General features: G+C 66.0%; 17 protein-coding genes. 4 read left to right on the forward strand and 13 right to left on the reverse strand.

Annotation, left to right across the window (positions count from 1 at the left end; translation table 11 throughout):
- The first annotated feature begins 84 nt into the window (after nt 1–84).
- Nucleotides 85–1431, forward strand: a complete 1347-nt coding sequence (locus NSQ78_RS18720; RefSeq protein ID WP_064239236.1) for a sigma-54 dependent transcriptional regulator — start codon at nt 85–87, stop codon at nt 1429–1431.
- Nucleotides 1428–2780 carry a HAMP domain-containing sensor histidine kinase gene (locus NSQ78_RS18725; protein ID WP_049466602.1) on the forward strand — a complete coding sequence of 451 codons (1353 nt, stop codon included), beginning with the start codon at nt 1428–1430 and terminating at the stop codon, nt 2778–2780. The genes NSQ78_RS18720 and NSQ78_RS18725 overlap by 4 nt, the downstream gene beginning before the upstream one ends.
- 47 nt (nt 2781–2827) lie before the next feature.
- On the opposite strand, the gene NSQ78_RS18730 is transcribed toward NSQ78_RS18725, so the two are convergent.
- On the reverse strand, nt 2828–3361 hold the full coding sequence (locus tag NSQ78_RS18730; protein ID WP_053461446.1) for a GNAT family N-acetyltransferase: 534 nt from the start codon (nt 3359–3361) through the stop codon (nt 2828–2830).
- Nucleotides 3330–4697: a bifunctional UDP-N-acetylglucosamine diphosphorylase/glucosamine-1-phosphate N-acetyltransferase GlmU gene (gene glmU / locus NSQ78_RS18735; protein ID WP_049466599.1), complete on the reverse strand. Its 1368-nt coding sequence runs from the start codon at nt 4695–4697 to the stop codon at nt 3330–3332. Before glmU ends, NSQ78_RS18730 begins: the two co-directional genes overlap by 32 nt.
- An 83-nt stretch (nt 4698–4780) precedes the next feature.
- Between glmU and NSQ78_RS18740 the strand changes: the two genes are divergently transcribed.
- Nucleotides 4781–5164 carry a GtrA family protein gene (locus NSQ78_RS18740; RefSeq protein ID WP_064239237.1) on the forward strand — a complete coding sequence of 128 codons (384 nt, stop codon included), beginning with the start codon at nt 4781–4783 and terminating at the stop codon, nt 5162–5164.
- Between the two features lie 221 nt (nt 5165–5385).
- On the opposite strand, the gene NSQ78_RS18745 is transcribed toward NSQ78_RS18740, so the two are convergent.
- The 9 genes from NSQ78_RS18745 to NSQ78_RS18785 all read right to left on the reverse strand — a co-directional run bounded on the left by NSQ78_RS18745 (nt 5386) and on the right by NSQ78_RS18785 (nt 12602).
- Nucleotides 5386–5808 carry a F0F1 ATP synthase subunit epsilon gene (locus NSQ78_RS18745; protein WP_005411127.1) on the reverse strand — a complete coding sequence of 141 codons (423 nt, stop codon included), beginning with the start codon at nt 5806–5808 and terminating at the stop codon, nt 5386–5388.
- A gap of 113 nt (nt 5809–5921) precedes the next feature.
- Nucleotides 5922–7328 (reverse strand): F0F1 ATP synthase subunit beta, encoded by a 1407-nt coding sequence (gene atpD, locus NSQ78_RS18750; RefSeq protein WP_339207136.1) that lies wholly within the window; start codon nt 7326–7328, stop codon nt 5922–5924.
- 37 nt (nt 7329–7365) lie between these two features.
- Nucleotides 7366–8229, reverse strand: a complete 864-nt coding sequence (atpG, locus tag NSQ78_RS18755) for a F0F1 ATP synthase subunit gamma (protein WP_005411129.1) — start codon at nt 8227–8229, stop codon at nt 7366–7368.
- Nucleotides 8230–8326: 97 nt separating this feature from the next.
- Entirely contained in the window at nt 8327–9874 is a 1548-nt protein-coding gene (gene atpA, locus NSQ78_RS18760; protein ID WP_005419511.1) for a F0F1 ATP synthase subunit alpha, read from the reverse strand.
- Between the two features lie 44 nt (nt 9875–9918).
- A complete protein-coding gene (locus NSQ78_RS18765; RefSeq protein ID WP_049466594.1) occupies nt 9919–10446 on the reverse strand; it encodes a F0F1 ATP synthase subunit delta in 528 nt (175 codons plus the stop codon).
- 2 nt (nt 10447–10448) lie between these two features.
- A complete protein-coding gene (locus NSQ78_RS18770) occupies nt 10449–10919 on the reverse strand; it encodes a F0F1 ATP synthase subunit B (protein WP_005419512.1) in 471 nt (156 codons plus the stop codon).
- A 106-nt stretch (nt 10920–11025) separates the two neighbouring features.
- Nucleotides 11026–11331 carry a F0F1 ATP synthase subunit C gene (atpE, locus tag NSQ78_RS18775; protein WP_005411133.1) on the reverse strand — a complete coding sequence of 102 codons (306 nt, stop codon included), beginning with the start codon at nt 11329–11331 and terminating at the stop codon, nt 11026–11028.
- A 73-nt stretch (nt 11332–11404) separates the two neighbouring features.
- Entirely contained in the window at nt 11405–12205 is an 801-nt protein-coding gene (gene atpB / locus NSQ78_RS18780) for a F0F1 ATP synthase subunit A (RefSeq protein ID WP_049466592.1), read from the reverse strand.
- Between the two features lie 31 nt (nt 12206–12236).
- Nucleotides 12237–12602 carry a hypothetical protein gene (locus NSQ78_RS18785; RefSeq protein ID WP_014648497.1) on the reverse strand — a complete coding sequence of 122 codons (366 nt, stop codon included), beginning with the start codon at nt 12600–12602 and terminating at the stop codon, nt 12237–12239.
- A 457-nt stretch (nt 12603–13059) separates the two neighbouring features.
- Between NSQ78_RS18785 and NSQ78_RS18790 the strand changes: the two genes are divergently transcribed.
- Entirely contained in the window at nt 13060–13878 is an 819-nt protein-coding gene (locus tag NSQ78_RS18790) for a hypothetical protein (protein ID WP_049466590.1), read from the forward strand.
- A 663-nt stretch (nt 13879–14541) separates the two neighbouring features.
- Here NSQ78_RS18790 and lpdA read toward each other — a convergent pair.
- Both lpdA and aceF read right to left on the reverse strand, forming a co-directional pair.
- On the reverse strand, nt 14542–16350 hold the full coding sequence (gene lpdA / locus NSQ78_RS18795) for a dihydrolipoyl dehydrogenase (protein ID WP_057494523.1): 1809 nt from the start codon (nt 16348–16350) through the stop codon (nt 14542–14544).
- A 107-nt stretch (nt 16351–16457) separates the two neighbouring features.
- Nucleotides 16458–18170 carry a dihydrolipoyllysine-residue acetyltransferase gene (aceF, locus tag NSQ78_RS18800; RefSeq protein WP_064239238.1) on the reverse strand — a complete coding sequence of 571 codons (1713 nt, stop codon included), beginning with the start codon at nt 18168–18170 and terminating at the stop codon, nt 16458–16460.
- Between the last annotated feature and the right edge of the window lie 108 nt (nt 18171–18278).

The following is an 18278-nucleotide window of genomic DNA, read 5'->3' on the forward strand; positions in this document are numbered from 1 at the left end:
GATGGGTGGCGCCGGGCTCTCCCGGCGTACGGACACGAACACGGCTCCATCGGTGCCGCCCATCCCTTTCTGCAGAACCGCTTGATGCCTTCGATCCTGATCATCGATGACAACGCCAGTGTGGGCACCGCGCTGGACGTGCTGTTCTCCCTGCACGACATCGACACCCTGCAGGCGCAGAGCCCGGCCGAGGGCCTGGCTCTGCTGGAGTCGCAGCCGGTCGACCTGGTGATCCAGGACATGAACTTCAGCGAGGACACCACCTCCGGCGAGGAGGGCGAAGCGCTGTTCGCACAGATCCGCGCGCGCCACCCGGACCTGCCGGTGATCCTGCTGACTGCCTGGACCCACCTGAGCAGCGCAGTGGACCTGGTCAAGGCCGGTGCCGCCGACTACCTGGCCAAGCCGTGGGACGACCGCAAGCTGCTGACCACGGTCAACAACCTGCTGGAACTGTCCGAGGCCCGTCGCGAGCTGGACCGGCGGCGCGCGCGTGAGCTGCGGCAGCGCACTGCGCTGGAGGAGAAGTACGACCTGTGTGGCGCGGTCTTCGCCGATCCGGCCAGCGAGCGCGTCATCGCCCTGGCCTGCCAGGTCGCGCGCTCGGAGCTGCCCGTGCTGATCACCGGTCCCAACGGCGCTGGCAAGGAGAAGATCGCGCAGATCATCCAGGCCAACTCGCTGGTGGCCAAGGGCCCGTTCGTCACGGTCAACTGCGGCGCACTGCCGTCGGAACTGATCGAGGCGGAACTGTTCGGCGCCGAGGCCGGCGCGTATACCGGCGCCAACAAGGCACGCGAAGGCAAGTTCGAAGCTGCCGACGGCGGCACGCTGTTCCTGGATGAGATCGGCAACCTGTCGCTGGGCGGGCAGATGAAGCTGTTGCGCGTGCTGGAGACCGGCCGCTTCGAGCGCCTGGGCTCCAACCGCGAACGACAGGTCAAGGTCCGCGTGGTCAGCGCGACCAACGCCGACCTGCCGGCGATGATCCGCGACGGCAGCTTCCGCGAGGACCTGTATTACCGCCTCAACACGGTCGAACTGGTGCTGCCGCCGCTGGCCGAACGTCCGGGTGACATCGTGCCGCTGGCCGAGCGCTTCCTGGCTGCCGGCAAGCCGCTGGCCAGCGCCGCCGCTGCCGCCCTGCAGCGGCACCCGTGGCCGGGCAACGTGCGCGAACTGCGCAACGTGATCCAGCGCGCCGAACTGCTGGCGACCGGCAACCGCATCGACGTGGCCGATCTCAACCTGCCGCGTGCGGCACCGGCACCACGCGCCACCGCGAGCGCCGGCAATGATCCAGACCGCGCGCGCATCGAGGACGTGCTGGCGCGCCACCATGGCGTCATCGCCCAGGCGGCCGCCGAGCTCGGCCTGAGCCGCCAGGCGCTGTACCGGCGCATGGACCGGCACGGCATCCCACGCGAATGAAACGGCGCTCGTTCACCTTCCGCCTGTTCCTGCGCCTGCTGCCGGTGCTGGCCCTGGCCGCTGCGTTGCCGTGGCTGCTGGCCTACTGGATGGACCATGGCTGGGTGGTGACCTCGGTGTCGGCGGCGCTGCTGCTGGCGCTGATGTGGTGGACCCTGCGCCGCGCCACCGCTCCGGTGCGCTCGTTGATGCGCGCGCTGTCCGGCACCACCAGCAGCTACCGCGACGGCGAGTACACCTTCGGCGTGTACTGGCCGGACAACGACGAACTGGGCGACCTGGTGCAGGCCCACCGCGAGCTGGGCGATGTGCTGCGCGAACAGCGGCAGGGCCTGGTGCAGCGCGAACTGCTGCTGGACACGATGGTGCAGAACACGCCGGTGGCGATGCTGTTGATTGCATCCGGCGGCGATGGCATCGCCCGCGTGGTGTTCTCCAACCTGGCCGCGCGCAAGCTGCTGCACGGCGGCTGGAAGCTGGAGGGCCAGCGCCTGGAAGAGGTGCTGGAGCAGGTGCCGGTGGAGCTGCGCGATGCCATCGTCCGCGGCGGCGACAGCCTCTTTGCGGTGCATGCGGAGGGCGAAGAAGGCGATGAGGAGGACGAGCAGGTCTATCACCTCTCCCGCCGCGCCTTCCAGCTCAACGGCCGCCCTCACGATCTGCTGCTGGTGCGCCTGCTCACTGCCGAGCTGCGCCGCCAGGAAGTGCAGACGTGGAAAAAGGTGATCCGGGTGATCAGCCACGAGCTCAACAATTCGCTGGCACCGATCGCCTCGCTGGCCCATTCCGGCGGCGTGCTGGTGCAGCGGGAGCGTTTCGAACGGCTGCCCGAGATCTTCACCACCATCGAGGACCGGGCGCGCCACCTGGAGGGCTTCATCCGTGGCTATGCGCGCTTTGCCAAGCTGCCCCAGCCACAACTGCAGACCGTGCACTGGGCGCCCTTCCTGTCCAGCCTGCGCCAGCAGATCCCGTTCACCCTGGAGCAGGAGCCGGACGAGGAACTGAGCAGCCGCATCGACATCGCGCAGTTCGGGCAGGCGCTGTTGAACCTGCTGAAGAACGCCCACGAAGCCTGCGCCGAAGCCGATCCGCCCAATGATGACGTGCGGGTGCAGCTGACGCGGCTGCCGCAGTGGCTGCGCCTGGATGTGCTCGATCGCGGCAAGGGCATGAACGAGCAGGTGCTGCAGAACGCGCTGATGCCCTTCTATTCGACCAAGCGCAATGGCACCGGCCTGGGATTGGCGCTGACCCGCGAGATCGTGGAGGCGCACGGGGGACGGGTGTCGCTGCAGAACCGCGGTGATGGCGGCTTGTGCGTGTCGATCCTGTTGCCGGTGGCTTGATCGAATAGATCCACGCCATGCGTGGATGTGCCGAGCCAGGTCGGCACCTACCCAACCTGCCGCATCGCCACCCGCAGGTGCATCGGGAACCCCAACGCAGCCTCTTCGGCCATCACCGCGCGCAGGCCCTCGCTCCACTCCGCTTCCGGCACTTCAACGAACCCTTCGCTGGCGTAGAAGGCTGCATTCCACGGGACATCGCTCAAGGTGGTCAGCACCGCAGCGGCAAAACCGGCCGCCCTGGCCTGCGCCACGGCATGCCGCAGCAGGGCACGGCCATGGCCACGACGCGCATGTGCCGGGTCCACATCCATCTGCACGACATGGAACTCGCCGCACAGCTCGCCGCCCAGCAGGTAACCCGCAATACCGCCTTCAGCGGCATCGACCACCCACAGCTGCCCGCGCCGAAGGCCATCCTGCAGTGCCTGCAGGTCCAGGCCGTGGCCGGCAAACACCGGATAGGCTTCGTGGCCCTTCAGCAGTTCGCCGGCACGCTGTTCAATTGCCGGCAACAGGCCGAGCTCGTCGGCGCGCGGGACACGTGGCTCAGGGCTTCTTGACCGGGCGCTTCCAGCCATCGATCGTTTCCTGTCGTGCGCGCGCCAGGGTCAGCTTGCCGTCCGGAGCGGTGCGGGTGATGACCGAACCCGCGGCGATGGTGGCGCCCTCGCCGATCGTCAGCGGCGCCACCAGCGAGCTGTTGGAGCCGATGAACGCGTTGTCGCCGATGGTGGTGGTGGACTTGTTCACGCCATCGTAGTTGCAGGTGATCGTGCCGGCACCGATGTTGACCCGGCTGCCGATCTCGGCATCGCCCAGGTAGGTGAGGTGGTTGGCCTTGCTGCCGACGCCAAGCGTGACCTTCTTGGTTTCAACGAAGTTGCCGACGTGCACGCCATCGGCCAGCACGGTACCGGGGCGCAGGCGCGCGAACGGTCCCACCAGCGCGGCACCTTCGGTGACCACGCCTTCCAGATCGCAGTGCGCGCGCACCTCGGTGCCCGGGCCCAGATTGACATCCTTCAGGCGATTGAACGGGCCCACGGTGACGCCGTCACCGAGCACGATGTTGCCCTCGAGGATGACATCGACATCGATCAGCACGTCACTGCCGACGGTGACCGTGCCGCGGATGTCCAGGCGCGCCGGATCGCGCACCCGCGCGCCCTGCGCGCACAACGCCCGCACCGCGCGACGCTGCCACGCACGCTCCAGCTGCGACAGCTGCCAGGGATCGTTTGCGCCTTCGGCTTCCTGCGCGTCGGCCACCAGCGCCATTTCGGCCGGGGTGTACTCATGCGCGGCGAAGGCGAACACGTCGGTGAGGTAGTACTCGCCCTGTGCGTTGCTGTTGGACAGCTGCGACAGCCAGCGCCGCAGCGCGGTGGATTCAGCGGCGATGATTCCGGTGTTGATCGTGCGCACGCGCAGCTGGTCGTCGGTGGCGTCCTTCTGCTCGACGATCGCGCCGACCCTGCCCTCGGCGTCACGCAGCACGCGCCCGTAACCGGTCGGATCATCGACCTCGGCCACGAGCACCGCCAGTCGCCCCGGCTCGGCCAGCAGGTCGCGCAGCGTCTGCGCGCGGATCAGCGGCACGTCGCCGTACAGCACCAGCACCTGCGCGGCATCGGGCACCTGCGGCATTGCCTGCGCCACCGCGTGGCCGGTGCCGAGCTGTTGTGCCTGCTCGGCCCACTGCAGGTCGGGCTGGTCGGCAAAGTACTGCCGCACCGCCTCGCCACCGTGGCCGTAGACCACGTGGATGGCCGCCGGCTGCAACGCGCGGGCGGTATCGATCACGTGCGCCAGCATCGGCTGGCCGGCGATCGGCTGCAGCACCTTCGGCAGCACCGACTTCATGCGCTTGCCGGCGCCGGCGGCGAGGATGATGACGTGCAGGGCTTGGGTCATGGGAGCGGCGGTCCGTAATTCGTTGCCGGTGATTCTAGAGCGTGGGCCGTTAACATGGGCATCCCTCTTCCTTCACCATGCCGATGAGCCTCGTCCGCCAGGGAAGCGCCTACCTCGTGATTGGGCTCGTGCAGCTGCTGGTCGATTGGCTGGTGTTCGTGGCCGCCACCGCGCTGGGCATGCCGGTGGCGCCAGCCAACATCGCCGGTCGCCTGGGCGGCATGCTGCTGGGCTTCTGGCTCAATGGCCGCTACACCTTTGCAGAGGCCGGCACCCGCAAGCTGGGATGGAAGCGCTTCGCACGCTTCTTCGGGCTGTGGCTGCTGCTGACGGCGGCGAGCACGCTGCTGGTCAGCCTGGTCGACCAGGCGCTGGGCCTGCAGTACACCTGGCTGGCCAAGCCGCTGGTGGAAGGCGGTCTGGCGTGCGTGTCGTTCCTGTTGATGCGCTACGTGGTGTACCGCTGAGACGGCACCAGGATCGGGATCGGGGCTGGGATTGGTAGAGTCGACTGTCAGTCGACTGCGCTTCCATCAGGTCGCCAGAATGCCGCGCTGCGCGCGATAGTCGACTAACAGTCGACTCTACCCGGTCGACTCTACCCGGTCGGCTCCAGCCAGTCGGCCCTGCCCGCTCCAAATAAAAACGCCGGCACGGGGCCGGCGTTCTCGTGGATGCTGCGCGAGCCTCAGTGCTTGAGGGTCTTGCGCAGGCGCTCCAGTGCCTGCAGCTGGACGACGGCCTCGGCCAGCTTCTGCTGGGCTTCGGCCACTTCCATCGCTTCGCCGCGGTTGGCCAGGATGCGCTCGGCTTCTTCCTTGGCCTTGCGGACCGAGGCTTCGTCGATGTCCTGCGCGCGGATCGCGGTGTCGGCCAGCACGGTCACCACCTGCGGCTGCACTTCCAGGATGCCGCCGGAAATGGCGAAATCCAGCTGCTCGCCGTTCGGCGTGGTCACCACCACCTTGCCCGGCTTCAGGCGGGTGATCAGCGGCGCGTGCTTGGGCGCGATGCCCAGTTCGCCCAGCTCACCGGTGGCCACGACCAGGGTCGCTTCGCCACGGAAGATTTCCTGCTCGGCGCTGACGATGTCGCAACGGATCGTGCTCATGCAAATCTCTTCGCTGTTCGCGGCGGCGCAATGCCACCGTGGGGGTCCACCGGCGCGGGCGGTTGCCCGGCACCGGCGTCAGGTCGGGCAGGATCGCTCCCACCCGGCCCGGATCAGGCCTTCTCGGCCATCTTCTTGGCCTTCTCGACCGCTTCTTCGATGCCGCCGACCATGTAGAACGCCTGCTCCGGCAGGTGGTCGTATTCGCCATCGACGATGGCCTTGAAGCCACGGATGGTGTCCTTCAGCGGCACGTACTTGCCCGGCGAACCGGTGAACACTTCGGCCACGTGGAACGGCTGGCTGAAGAAGCGCTCGATCTTACGGGCGCGCGACACGGCCTGCTTGTCCTCTTCGGACAGCTCGTCCATGCCCAGGATCGCGATGATGTCCTTCAGTTCCTTGTACTTCTGCAGGGTCTGCTGGACGCGCTGGGCGGTGTCGTAGTGCTCGTGGCCGATGACCAGCGGGTCCATCTGGCGGCTGGTGGAGTCCAGCGGATCGACGGCCGGGTAGATACCCAGCGAGGCGATCGAACGCGACAGGGTCACGGTCGAGTCCAGGTGGGCGAAGGTGGTCGCCGGCGACGGGTCGGTCAGGTCGTCCGCGGGAACGTAGACGGCCTGGATCGAGGTGATCGAACCATTCTTGGTCGAGGTGATGCGCTCCTGCAGGACGCCCATTTCCTCAGCCAGGGTCGGCTGGTAACCCACCGCGGACGGCATGCGGCCCAGCAGTGCCGACACTTCGGTACCGGCCAGGGTGTAGCGGTAGATGTTGTCGACGAACAGCAGGACGTCCTTGCCCTTGCCGTTTTCGTCCTTCTCATCGCGGAAGTACTCGGCCATGGTCAGGCCGGTCAGGGCGACGCGCAGACGGTTGCCCGGCGGCTCGTTCATCTGGCCGTACACCATCGCCACCTTGTCCAGGACGTTGGAGTCCTTCATCTCGTGGTAGAAGTCGTTGCCCTCACGGGTACGCTCACCCACGCCGGCGAACACGGACAGACCGCTGTGCGCCTTGGCGATGTTGTTGATCAGTTCCATCATGTTGACGGTCTTGCCGACGCCGGCGCCGCCGAACAGGCCGACCTTGCCGCCCTTGGCGAACGGGCACATCAGGTCGATGACCTTGATGCCGGTTTCCAGCAGCTCGGTGGCCGGGGACTGGTCTTCATACGACGGCGCAGCGCGGTGGATTTCCCAGTTGTCGCTGGCAGCGACCGGGCCGGCTTCGTCGATCGGACGGCCCAGCACGTCCATGATGCGGCCCAGGGTGCCGGCGCCGACCGGCACCGAGATGCCACGGCCGGTGTTGACGGCAACCAGGTTGCGCTTCAGGCCGTCGGTGGAACCGAGGGCGATGGTACGCACCACGCCGTCGCCCAGCTGCTGCTGGACTTCGAGGGTGATCTCGGTGTTTTCCACCTTCAGTGCGTCGTACACCTTCGGCACCGATTCACGCGGGAAGTCGACGTCGACGACCGCGCCGATGATCTGAACGATCTTGCCCTGACTCATTGCTGCATCCTCTAATGTGTGCTTTGAACGAACGCGGTCAGACTGCTGCCGCGCCGCCGACGATTTCGGAGATTTCCTGGGTGATCGCTGCCTGGCGCGCCTTGTTGTAGACGAGCTGCAGGGTGCCGATCAGCTTGTTGGCGTTGTCGCTCGCCGCCTTCATCGCAACCATGCGTGCCGCATGCTCGGAGGCGACGTTTTCCAGCAGTGCCTGGTACACCAGCGACTCGATGTAACGCGTCATCACGTGCTCGAGCACGGTCGCGGCATCGGGTTCGTACAGGTAATCCCAGTCGTGGTGAGCGACCTGCTTCTCAGCCGGCGGCAGCGGCAGCAGCTGATCGAAGCTGGCCTTCTGCACCATGGTGTTCACGAAGCGGTTGTAGACCAGGTACACGCGGTCGATCTTGCCTTCGGTGAAGGCGTCGAGCATGACCTTGATCACACCGATCAGCGATTCCAGCTTCGGCACGTCGCCGATGTGGGTCACGCTGCCGACCATGTTGACCTTCACGCGGCGGAAGAAGGTCGAAGCCTTCTGGCCAATGGTCACCAGGTCCACTTCGGCACCCTTGTCCTGCCATGCCTTGGCTTCGCCCAGCATCTTGCGGAACAGGTTGTTGTTCAGGCCGCCGGCCAGACCGCGATCGGAGGAGATCACGATGAAACCGACCCGCTTGACCTGCTCGCGCTCGACCAGGAACGGATGCTGGTAGTCGGTGCTGGCCTGGGCCAGATGACCGATCACCTGCTTCATCGCCTGCGCGTACGGACGCGAGGTCTTCATCCGATCCTGCGCCTTGCGGATCTTGGAGGCCGAGACCATTTCCAGGGCGCGCGTCACCTTGCGGGTGTTCTGCACGCTCTTGATCTTGGTTTTGATTTCGCGTCCGCTTGCCATCTCTTGTTTCCCGTGGCGCGGGGCTGATGCCCCGCGTTGTTCAACCGTTTGTCATCTGGTCCAGCGGAGCCAGCGGCTCCGCTCTACAGGACCGCGATTACCAGCTGCCGGTGGTCTTGAACTCGGCGATGCCCTTCTTGAAGGCACCTTCGATGTCGTTGTCCCAACCGCCGGTGGCGTTGACCTTGCTGATCAGCTCGCCCTGGGTGTTGGCGAAGTGGGCGTGCAGGCCTTCTTCGAACGCCAGCAGCTTGTTGACCGGCACGTCGTCGAGGTAACCCTCGTTGACGGCGTAGATCGACAGCGCCTGGTTGGCGATCGACATCGGCGCGTACTGCTTCTGCTTCATCAGCTCGGTGACGCGCTGGCCACGCTCCAGCTGCTTGCGGGTCGCTTCGTCCAGGTCCGAGGCGAACTGCGCGAACGCAGCCAGCTCGCGGTACTGGGCCAGCGAGATACGGATGCCGCCCGACAGCTTCTTGATGATCTTGGTCTGGGCCGAGCCACCGACGCGCGACACCGAGATACCAGCGTTCACGGCCGGACGGATGCCGGCGTTGAACAGGTCGGTTTCCAGGAAGATCTGGCCGTCGGTGATCGAGATCACGTTGGTCGGAACGAAGGCGGACACGTCGCCGGCCTGGGTCTCGATGATCGGCAGCGCGGTCAGCGAACCGGTCTTGCCGGTGACCTTGCCTTCGGTGAACTTCTCGACGTATTCCTCGGACACGCGGGCCGCGCGTTCCAGCAGGCGCGAGTGCAGGTAGAACACGTCACCCGGGTAGGCTTCACGGCCCGGCGGGCGCTTCAGCAGCAGCGAGATCTGGCGGTAGGCCACGGCCTGCTTGGACAGATCGTCGTACACGATCAGCGCGTCTTCGCCGCGATCCATGAAGTACTCACCCATGGTGCAGCCCGAGTAGGCGCTGATGTACTGCATGGCGGCCGATTCGGAGGCGGTCGCGGCCACCACGATGGTGTGGGCCAGCGCGCCGTTCTCTTCCAGCTTGCGCACGATGTTGGCGATGGTCGACGCCTTCTGGCCGATCGCAACGTACACGCACTTGATGCCGGTGCCCTTCTGGTTGATCACCGCATCGATCGCCATGGCGGTCTTGCCGGTCTGGCGGTCACCGATGATCAGCTCACGCTGGCCACGGCCGATCGGGATCATCGAGTCGACCGACTTGTAACCGGTCTGCACCGGCTGGTCGACCGACTTGCGCCAGATCACGCCCGGCGCAACACGCTCCACCGGAGCGGTCAGGTCGGTGCCCAGCGGGCCCTTGCCATCGATCGGCTCGCCCAGCGCGTTGACCACGCGGCCCAGCAGTTCCGGACCGACCGGCACTTCCAGGATGCGGCCGGTGGTCTTGGCGACGTCGCCTTCGCGCAGGTGCTCGTAGTCACCCAGGACCACGGCGCCGACCGAGTCGCGCTCCAGGTTCAGGGCCAGGGCGAAGGTGTTGTTCGGCAGTTCGATCATTTCGCCCTGCATCACGTCGGCCAGACCGAAGATGCGCACGATGCCGTCGGACACGCTGGTCACGGTGCCTTCGTTGCGCGATTCCGCGGCCAGCTTGACCTTCTCGATGCGGTTCTTGATCAGTTCGCTGATTTCGGAGGGGTTGAGCGTGGTTGCCATCGTCAAGTCCTAGTGCCGGCAGCGGGGCCGGACGTTAAATGAATTCAGTTAGCGAGCGCGGTCTGCAGACGGGCCAGCTTGCCCTTCAGCGAACCATCGATGACCACGTCGCCGGCGTCGATCACGGCGCCGCCGATCAGCGAGGCATCGACCGCGGTGGTCACGTCGACCTCGCGGTTGAAGCGCTTGCGCAGCGCAGCCTTGATCGCGTCCAGCTCACCGGCCGACAGTTCGGCCGCCGAGGTCACCGTGGCCTTGACCACGTGCTCGGCTTCGGCGCGCAGGGCGTCGAACATGCCGGAGATTTCCGGCAGCAGCGGCAGACGATGCGATTCGGCCAGGATGGCCAGGAAGCGCGAGTAGGTCTCGCCGTGCGACACCGGCGCCAGCAGGGCGACGGCGTCGTCACGACCCAGCTCCGGGTTGGCGAGCAGGGCCGCCACGCGCGGGTCGGCGGCGACGTGGGCGGAGAACGCCAGGGCGTCCGACCACGGCGCGAACGCGCCTTCGTCGCGCGCGGTCGCGAACGCGGCGCGGGCGTACGGGCGGGCAAGCGTGAGGGCCTGGCTCATCCTTAGATCTCCGAGGCCAGCTCGTCGAGCAGCGCCTTGTGGGCGTTGGCGTCGATTTCGCGCTTGAGCAGCTTTTCGGCACCGGTCACGGCCAGCGCGGACACCTGCTTGCGCAGATCTTCACGGGCACGGTTGGCGGCGGCGTCGATTTCAGCCTGGGCCAGTTCCTTCTGACGGGTGGCTTCGGTGATCGCTTCGTTACGGGCAGCATCAACGATCTGGTTGGCACGCGCGTGGGCCTGATCGATGATCTCGTTGGCCTTGGTGCGGGCTTCCTTCAGCGCTTCGTTGACCTTCTCCTGCGCCTGGGCCAGGTCTTTCTGGCTGCGGTCGGCCGCGGCGAGGCCTTCAGCAATCTTCTGCTGGCGCTCTTCGATCGCGTTCATCAGCGGCGGCCAGATCTTGGTCGCGATGATCCAGATCAGACCAGCGAAGGCCAGCGCCTGCGCAAGGAGGGTGAAATTGATATTCATGGTTAGCTCGATCGCTGGTTTCGGGGTGGACGCGCCGCCGTAGCGGCACATCCGGCCTTCATCCGAAACCGGGTGCATCAGCACCCGGTCGTCTCAAACCGCTGTATCAGCCGGCCAGAGCCTTGGTGACGGCGCCAGCGAAGGCAGCCGACAGCGGGTTGGCGAAGGCCAGCAGCAGGCCAACGGCGACCGAGATGATGAACGCGGCGTCGATCAGGCCGGCGGTGATGAACATGCGGACCTGCAGGACCGGGATCAGTTCCGGCTGGCGCGCGGCCGACTCCAGGAACTTACCAGCCATGATGGCCAGACCCAGACCGGCGCCCAGCGCGGCCAGGCCGATCATGATGCCGACGGCAAGGGCGGTGGAGCTCTGAATCTGCGCGAAGTTGGTCAGGACGGCGAAGTACATGGTTATCTCCAGGAACTTAAGTTGCTAAGGGTGATGAAACGGATGAAGGTTGAAACGCGTTGAAGCTTGAAACTCAGTGAGCGTCTTCCGACAGGCTCAGGTACACGATCGACAGCATCATGAAGATGAAGGCCTGCAGCGGGATCACCAGCAGGTGGAACAGCATCCAGCCAAGGCCGAACGCACCACCGGCAATGGCACCGAAGAAACCGGCACCACCCAGCACCCAGATCAGCAGGAACACGATTTCGCCGCCGAACATGTTGCCGAACAGTCGCATCGCCAGCGAGATCGGCTTGCTCAGCCACTCGACGATGTTGAGGATCAGATTGAACGGCATCATCCACTTGCCGAACGGCGCCGTCAGGAATTCCTTGATGAAGCCCAGCAGGCCCTTGGACTTCAGCGCGAAGAACAGCATCAGGAAGAACACGCTGATGGCCATGCCGAGGGTGGCGTTGACGTCAGCGGTCGGTACCGGCTTCCAGTAATGGATGCCCGCCCATTCCAGCGGCTTGGCGATGAAGTCGGCCGGGATCATCTTGATCAGGTTCATCATCAGGATCCAGAAGAAGATCGTGATGGCGATCGGCGTGACCAGCTTGCTCTTGCCGTGATAGGTGTCCTTGGCCTGGCGGTCGACGAATTCCAGGCAGATCTCGACGAAGGCCTGCCACTTGCCCGGCACGCCGGCAGTGGCCTTGCGGGTGCCCAGCCAGAACGCGACCACGATCACCAGGCCCATCAGGACGGCGGTGAGGAAGGTATCGACGTGGATATGCCAGAACATACCCTCACCCTTGCCGACCGGCGCGGTCAGGTTGTGCAGGTGATGCTGGATGTAGCTGGTAGGGGTTAGAGCCTCGCCCGCCATGTGTCCGGAACCTTCAGTTAATTGAATTCTGTCAACGCCTGGCCATAGCCAGGACCTGGAACATCAAGCCGACGGCGATACCGGCCAACAGCGCCAATGCAGGCAGCTTGAAGACCAGAAACCCCACCAGCAGGACGCCGAAAACCACGACCCACTTGGCCACGATCGCAATGATCAGGCGAGCCATCGCCGATCCTGCGGCCACCGCGCCACCGCCCAGTGCCATCCGTGCAGCCACCCAGCCACCGGCGGAAATCGCCACTCCGGACGCCAGAGCACCGAGGGCATATTTCGGACCCACCAGCAGGAAGGCCAGGGCCAGGACAGCGACCGCGGCCAGCGGGTAGACCGCGGCGCGCAGCATCAGTCGCCGACCCGCATCAACGGAGTTCAGCACAGGACGTCCCGCGTGGTTGCAAGTGGAAGGCTGAGGCGGCTAAAGCAGGGGGGCCTCATCGAGCCGCCAAATTATAGCAATGGGACAATTTGCGAGACAACCGCTGCCTGTTCATCCCTGGAAGCCGCAAGTTGCGGTAACGGTTACATTTTTGCGTGCCACCAGGGGGACAATGACGTCCGCACCATGTTGCGGCGCAGTATTGAACTTTGGTCGCAGGCTGCGGAACTTTCGTCAGGCAAGCCGGTCCGATCATTCGACCTGCCTGCAGCATCCTCGTCGGCTCCACCCCGCAGGTCCCACGATGGCCCCGAAGCCCCGCTCCGGGGCCATCCTTTTGCAGGATCGCGACAGGGCTGAACCGTACACGCCCCATGGACCATACGTTCACGCATGGTGGACGCGTGCGTCCGGCACAGTGGTCTTCATTCTGATGAACCACTGCAAGGACTCTTCGATGCGCCCCGTACCCACCCTGCTCGCCCTTTCCCTGCTCGCCGCCGGCGCTTCGTTCGCCTCTGCGGCCCACGCCGCCGAAGGCGATGACCGCTTCGCCATCCGCCTGGGTGCGATGAACATCGACTCGGACAACACGCTGCGCGGCAGCACCACCGTGGCCGGCCAGGACATCTCCCTGGACCAGGACTTCAAGCTGGGCGGCAAGGAATGGGAGCCGCGCATCGACGGCATGTTCCGCATCAGCAACCGCCAGCGCCTGCTGTTCAACTACTTCAAGTACGACAAGGACCGCCGCGAGACGCTCGACCAGGGCATTTCCTTCGGCGGTGAGACGGTGCCGGCCGGCAGCTTCGTGAAGGGCGAGCTGAAGTACCAGGTGGCCAGCCTGGTCTACGACTACTCGGTCGTCGATACCGACACCTTCGACCTGGGCCTGCAGATCGGTGGCGAGTACGCCAAGGTCAGCACCAAGGGCTACGCCGACCTGGGCACTGTGTACGAAGGCCAGTTCCTCAACGAGAAAGCCGACGGCGTGGCACCGGTGGTGGGTGCACGCATGACCTTCACTCCGTCCGAGCGCTGGATGATCACGCTGCAGGGCCAGTACCTCAACACGCGCTGGGGCAGCTTCGATGACTACAAGGGCGACCTGAGCCGCGCCAATGCGATCGTCGATTATCGCTTCACCAAGAACTTCGGCGTATTCGCCGGCTACGACTGGTTCAAGCTGGACGTGGACAAGAAGGGCAGCGACGGCACGGTCGGCCTGAAGCAGGAGTTCAAGGGCCCGGTGGCCGGCATCAGCTTCGTGTTCTGATCCCCTGCCCCTTCCACGGCATCTTCTCTCCTGGCGCGGCCTCCGGAACATCGGGGCCGCGTTTTTTGTGGGTTGCTGGCGAAGAGCAGAAGCGGGTTGGTCGAGCGCCGGAGGGAGCGGGGGCTGCGTGCGAATGTCCCCCGGCGCCGGCCTGCGGCCGGCACCTCCTCCTTTACTTCGCACACAACCCCCGCTCCCTCCGCGTGTAAGGCATCCCGGCGGCCCAGGCTGTGGCTCTCGACTATCCGCAAGTCGAGCCGCTGCGCGGGTGGCAATTGCCGTAGACGCATGCGTGGTCGAGCGCTGGAGGGAGCGGGGGCTGCATGCGAATGTCCCCCGGCGCAGGCCTGCGGCCGGCGCCTCCTCCTTCACTTCGCACACAACCCCCGCTCCCTCCGCGTATCAGGCATCCAGGCGGCCGTGGCAGAACAGCCGGCTGTGGCTGCTCCGTCCGCAAGCCGAGCCACTGCGCGGGTGGCAGGCATTTCGACAAAGTAAAGGAGGAGGCGACCGCCGCAGGCGGGCGACGGGGGACATTTGTCGAAATGCCTGCCACCCACGCAGTGGCCCAGACCCTCGCGATGTGCTGCCGAAGGCATCCCCGCAGCCAACAAAAAACCCCGGCAGAAACCGGGGCTTTTCGTTCGGAACGGCGCGGGCGCCTTACTTCTTCTTCGGCATGTACAGATCGGTGATCGTGCCGTCGTAGATTTCCGAGGCCATCGCCACCGACTCGCTCAGCGTCGGGTGGGCGTGGATGGTGTGGCCGATGTCCTCGGCTTCCGCACCCATCTCGATCGCCAGGCCGATCTCGGCCAGCAGGTCACCGGCATGCACGCCAACGATCGCGCCACCGATGATGCGGTGCGTCTCTTCGTCGAAGATCAGCTTGGTGAAGCCCTCGGTGCGACCGATGCCGATCGCGCGGCCGCTGGCCGCCCACGGGAACTTGGCCACGCCGACCTTCAGGCCCTTGGCCTTGGCTTCGGTCTCGGTGACGCCAACCCAGGCGATTTCCGGGTTGGTGTAGGCCACCGACGGAATCACGCGGGCCACCCACTCCTTCTTGTGGCCGGCCGCCACTTCGGCCGCCAGCTTGCCCTCGTGCGTAGCCTTGTGGGCCAGCATCGGGTTGCCGACGATATCGCCGATGGCAAAGATGTGCGGCACGTTGGTGCGCATCTGCCGATCGACCGGGATGAAGCCACGATCGGTGACCTGCACGCCGGCCTTTTCGGCATCGATCTTCTTGCCGTTCGGCGAACGGCCCACGGCCACCAGCACGCGGTCGAAGGTGCCCTTCGCCAGCGCCGGCGCCTGGCCTTCCTCGGCGGCGTCGAAGGTCACGGTGATGCCCTTGGCGTCGGCAGTGACACCCGATGCCTTGGTCTTCAGGTGCACGTCGATGCCCTGCTTCTTCAGGCGGTCGGCCAGCGGCTTGACCAGGTCCTTGTCGGCACCCGGCATCAGCTGGTCCATGAACTCGACCACGGTGACCTTGCTGCCCAGCGCGCTGTACACGGTGGCCATTTCCAGGCCGATGATGCCGCCACCGACGACCAGCAGCGAACCCGGCACTTCGGCCAGCTCCAGCGCGTCGGTGGAATCCATCACGCGCTTGTCGTCCCACGGGAAGTTCGGCAGCTTCACCGCCTGCGAACCGGCGGCGATGATGCACTTCTGGAAGCGCAGCAGCTGGGTGCTGCCGTCAGCAGCGGTGATTTCCAGCTCGTTGGCCGAAACAAACCTGCCGACGCCCTGCACGTTGCGGACCTTGCGCTGCTTGGCCATGCCGGCCAGGCCCTTGGTCAGCTGGTTGACGACCTTTTCCTTGTACTCGCGCAGCTTGTCCAGGGTGATGGTCGGCTTGCCGAACTCGACGCCGAAATCACCGGCGTGGGCCACTTCGTCGATCACCGCAGCAGCATGCAGCAGCGCCTTGGACGGAATGCAGCCCACGTTGAGGCAGACGCCGCCGAGGCTGGCGTAACGTTCAACCAGCACCGTATCCAGGCCAACGTCAGCGGCGCGGAAGGCGGCGGTGTAACCGCCCGGGCCCGAGCCCAGCACGACCATTTCGCATTCAATGTCGGCCGGCTTGCCACTGGACAGCGCCGGCTTCGGCGCGGCCGGCTCGGCCGGGGCACGGTGCGACGGAGTCACCGGCGGCTTGCTGGCCGGGGCGGCCGCAGCGGGCGCCGGCGCAGCGGCCTTGGCCGGGGCTTCGGCGGCACCTTCAGCATCCAGCACCACGACCACGGCGCCTTCGGACAGGGTGTCGCCCAGCTTGACCTTGATTTCCTTCACCACGCCGGCGGCCGAGGACGGCACTTCCAGGGTGGCCTTGTCCGATTCCAGGGTCACCAGACCCTGATCCTTCTTCACCGTGTCGCCGACGGCGACCAACACTTCAATCACCGGCACATCGCTGTAATCGCCGATGTCGGGAACCTTGACTTCAATCGTGGCCATGGTGGGTTTTCCTCATGCCCGGCCGGCGCCGCCGGCGGGCTGTCACTGCATCTGTTCACGCGGCCGCGCCAGGGGCAGCGGCCGCACGGTGGGGGCGAAGCGGTGCGTTACAGCAGCACGCGGCGCATGTCGGCCAGTACCTGCGACAGGTACGTGGTGAAGCGTGCGGCCAGGGCGCCATCGATGACGCGGTGGTCGTAGCTCAGCGACAGCGGCAGCATCAGCTTCGGTGCGAAGTCCTTGCCGTTCCAGACCGGCTGGATGGACGACTTGGAGACGCCCAGGATGGCCACTTCCGGCGCGTTGACGATCGGGGTGAACGCGGTGCCGCCAATGCCGCCCAGCGAGCTGATCGAGAAGCAGCCGCCGCTCATGTCGGCCGGGCCCAGCTTGCCGTCGCGCGCCTTCTTGGCCAGTTCGCCGGTTTCCTGCGCGATCTGCACCACGCCCTTCTTGTCCACGTCGCGGATCACCGGCACGACCAGGCCGTTCGGCGTGTCGGCGGCAAAGCCGATGTGGAAGTACTTCTTCAGGGTCAGGTTTTCGCCGCTGGCATCGAGCGAGGCGTTGAACTCCGGGAACTTCTTCAGCGCCGCAGCGCTGGCCTTGATCAGGAAGGCGAGCATGGTCAGCTTGATGCCGGCCTTCTCGTTTTCCTTGTTCAGCGCCACGCGCAGGGCTTCCAGGTCGGTGATGTCGGCCTGTTCGAACTGGGTCACGTGCGGGATCATCGCCCAGTTGCGGGCCAGGTTCGCACCGGAGATCTTCTTGATGCGCGACAGCGGCTGGACTTCGGTCTCGCCGAACTTGCTGAAGTCGACCTTCGGCCACGGCAGCAGGTTCAGGCCACCACCGGCGGCGACGGCGCCACCGCCGGCAGCCGGCACGCCACCGCTGAGCGCGGCCTTGACGAACTTCTGCACGTCGCCCTTGGTGATGCGGCCGCCCTTCTCGGTGCCGTTGACCTGCAGCAGGTCCACGCCCAGCTCGCGGGCGAACACGCGCACTGCCGGGGTGGCGTACGGCACCTTGGCCGGCAGCACGCCGTCGGCGTTGAACTGCACCGGCGGGCTGGACGGGGTACCGGCCGAGGCGATCTCGCGGGCCGCCAGCTTGTCCGGCTGGGCCGGAACGGCCACCGGCTCGACCTTGGTGGCGGTCTCGGCAGCGGCCGGGGCGGCGGCAGCAGCGGCCTTGCTCGGGGCCGGTGCGGCAGCGCCTTCGGCCTCGATGATGGCGACCACGGCACCCTGCGACAGGGTGTCGCCGACCTTGACCTTCAGCTCCTTGACCACGCCGGCCACCGACGACGGCACTTCCATGGTCGCCTTGTCGCTTTCCAGCGTCACCAGGCCCTGGTCCTTCTTGACCGTGTCGCCCACGGCGACCAGCACTTCGATGACCGGGATGTCGGTGTAATCGCCGATGTCCGGCACCCGGGCTTCAACCGCACCGCCGCTGGCAGCCGGGGCAGCCGGTGCGGCAGCCGCCGGGGCCGGCGCGCTCTGGGTGGCGGCAGCCGGGGCAGCGGCCTTGGCCGGGGCCGGTGCGGCGGCGGCCGGCGCGGCGGCTTCGCCTTCGGCCACTTCGATCAGCGCCACGACCTTGCCTTCGGACAGGCTGTCGCCGACCTTGACCTTGAGTTCCTTGACCACGCCCGCCACCGACGACGGCACTTCCATGGTCGCCTTGTCGCTTTCCAGCGTCACCAGGCCCTGGTCCTTCTTGACCGTGTCGCCGACGGCGACAAGCACCTCGATTACCGGGATATCGCTGTAGTCACCGATATCGGGGACAAGTGCTTCCTTGATTTCGGCCATGGGGATAACTCCGGCAATCTGGTGTAGGGAAACGTCTATTGTGCGGCCAGCGGGGGCCAGCGCCAACCGTTACAGGTGTTTTCAGTACACACGCAGCCGGGACAGGCT

This window comes from Stenotrophomonas sp. FSL W7-1447, from assembly GCF_037966425.1.
GTDB classification, from domain to species: Bacteria; Pseudomonadota; Gammaproteobacteria; order Xanthomonadales; family Xanthomonadaceae; genus Stenotrophomonas; species Stenotrophomonas pavanii.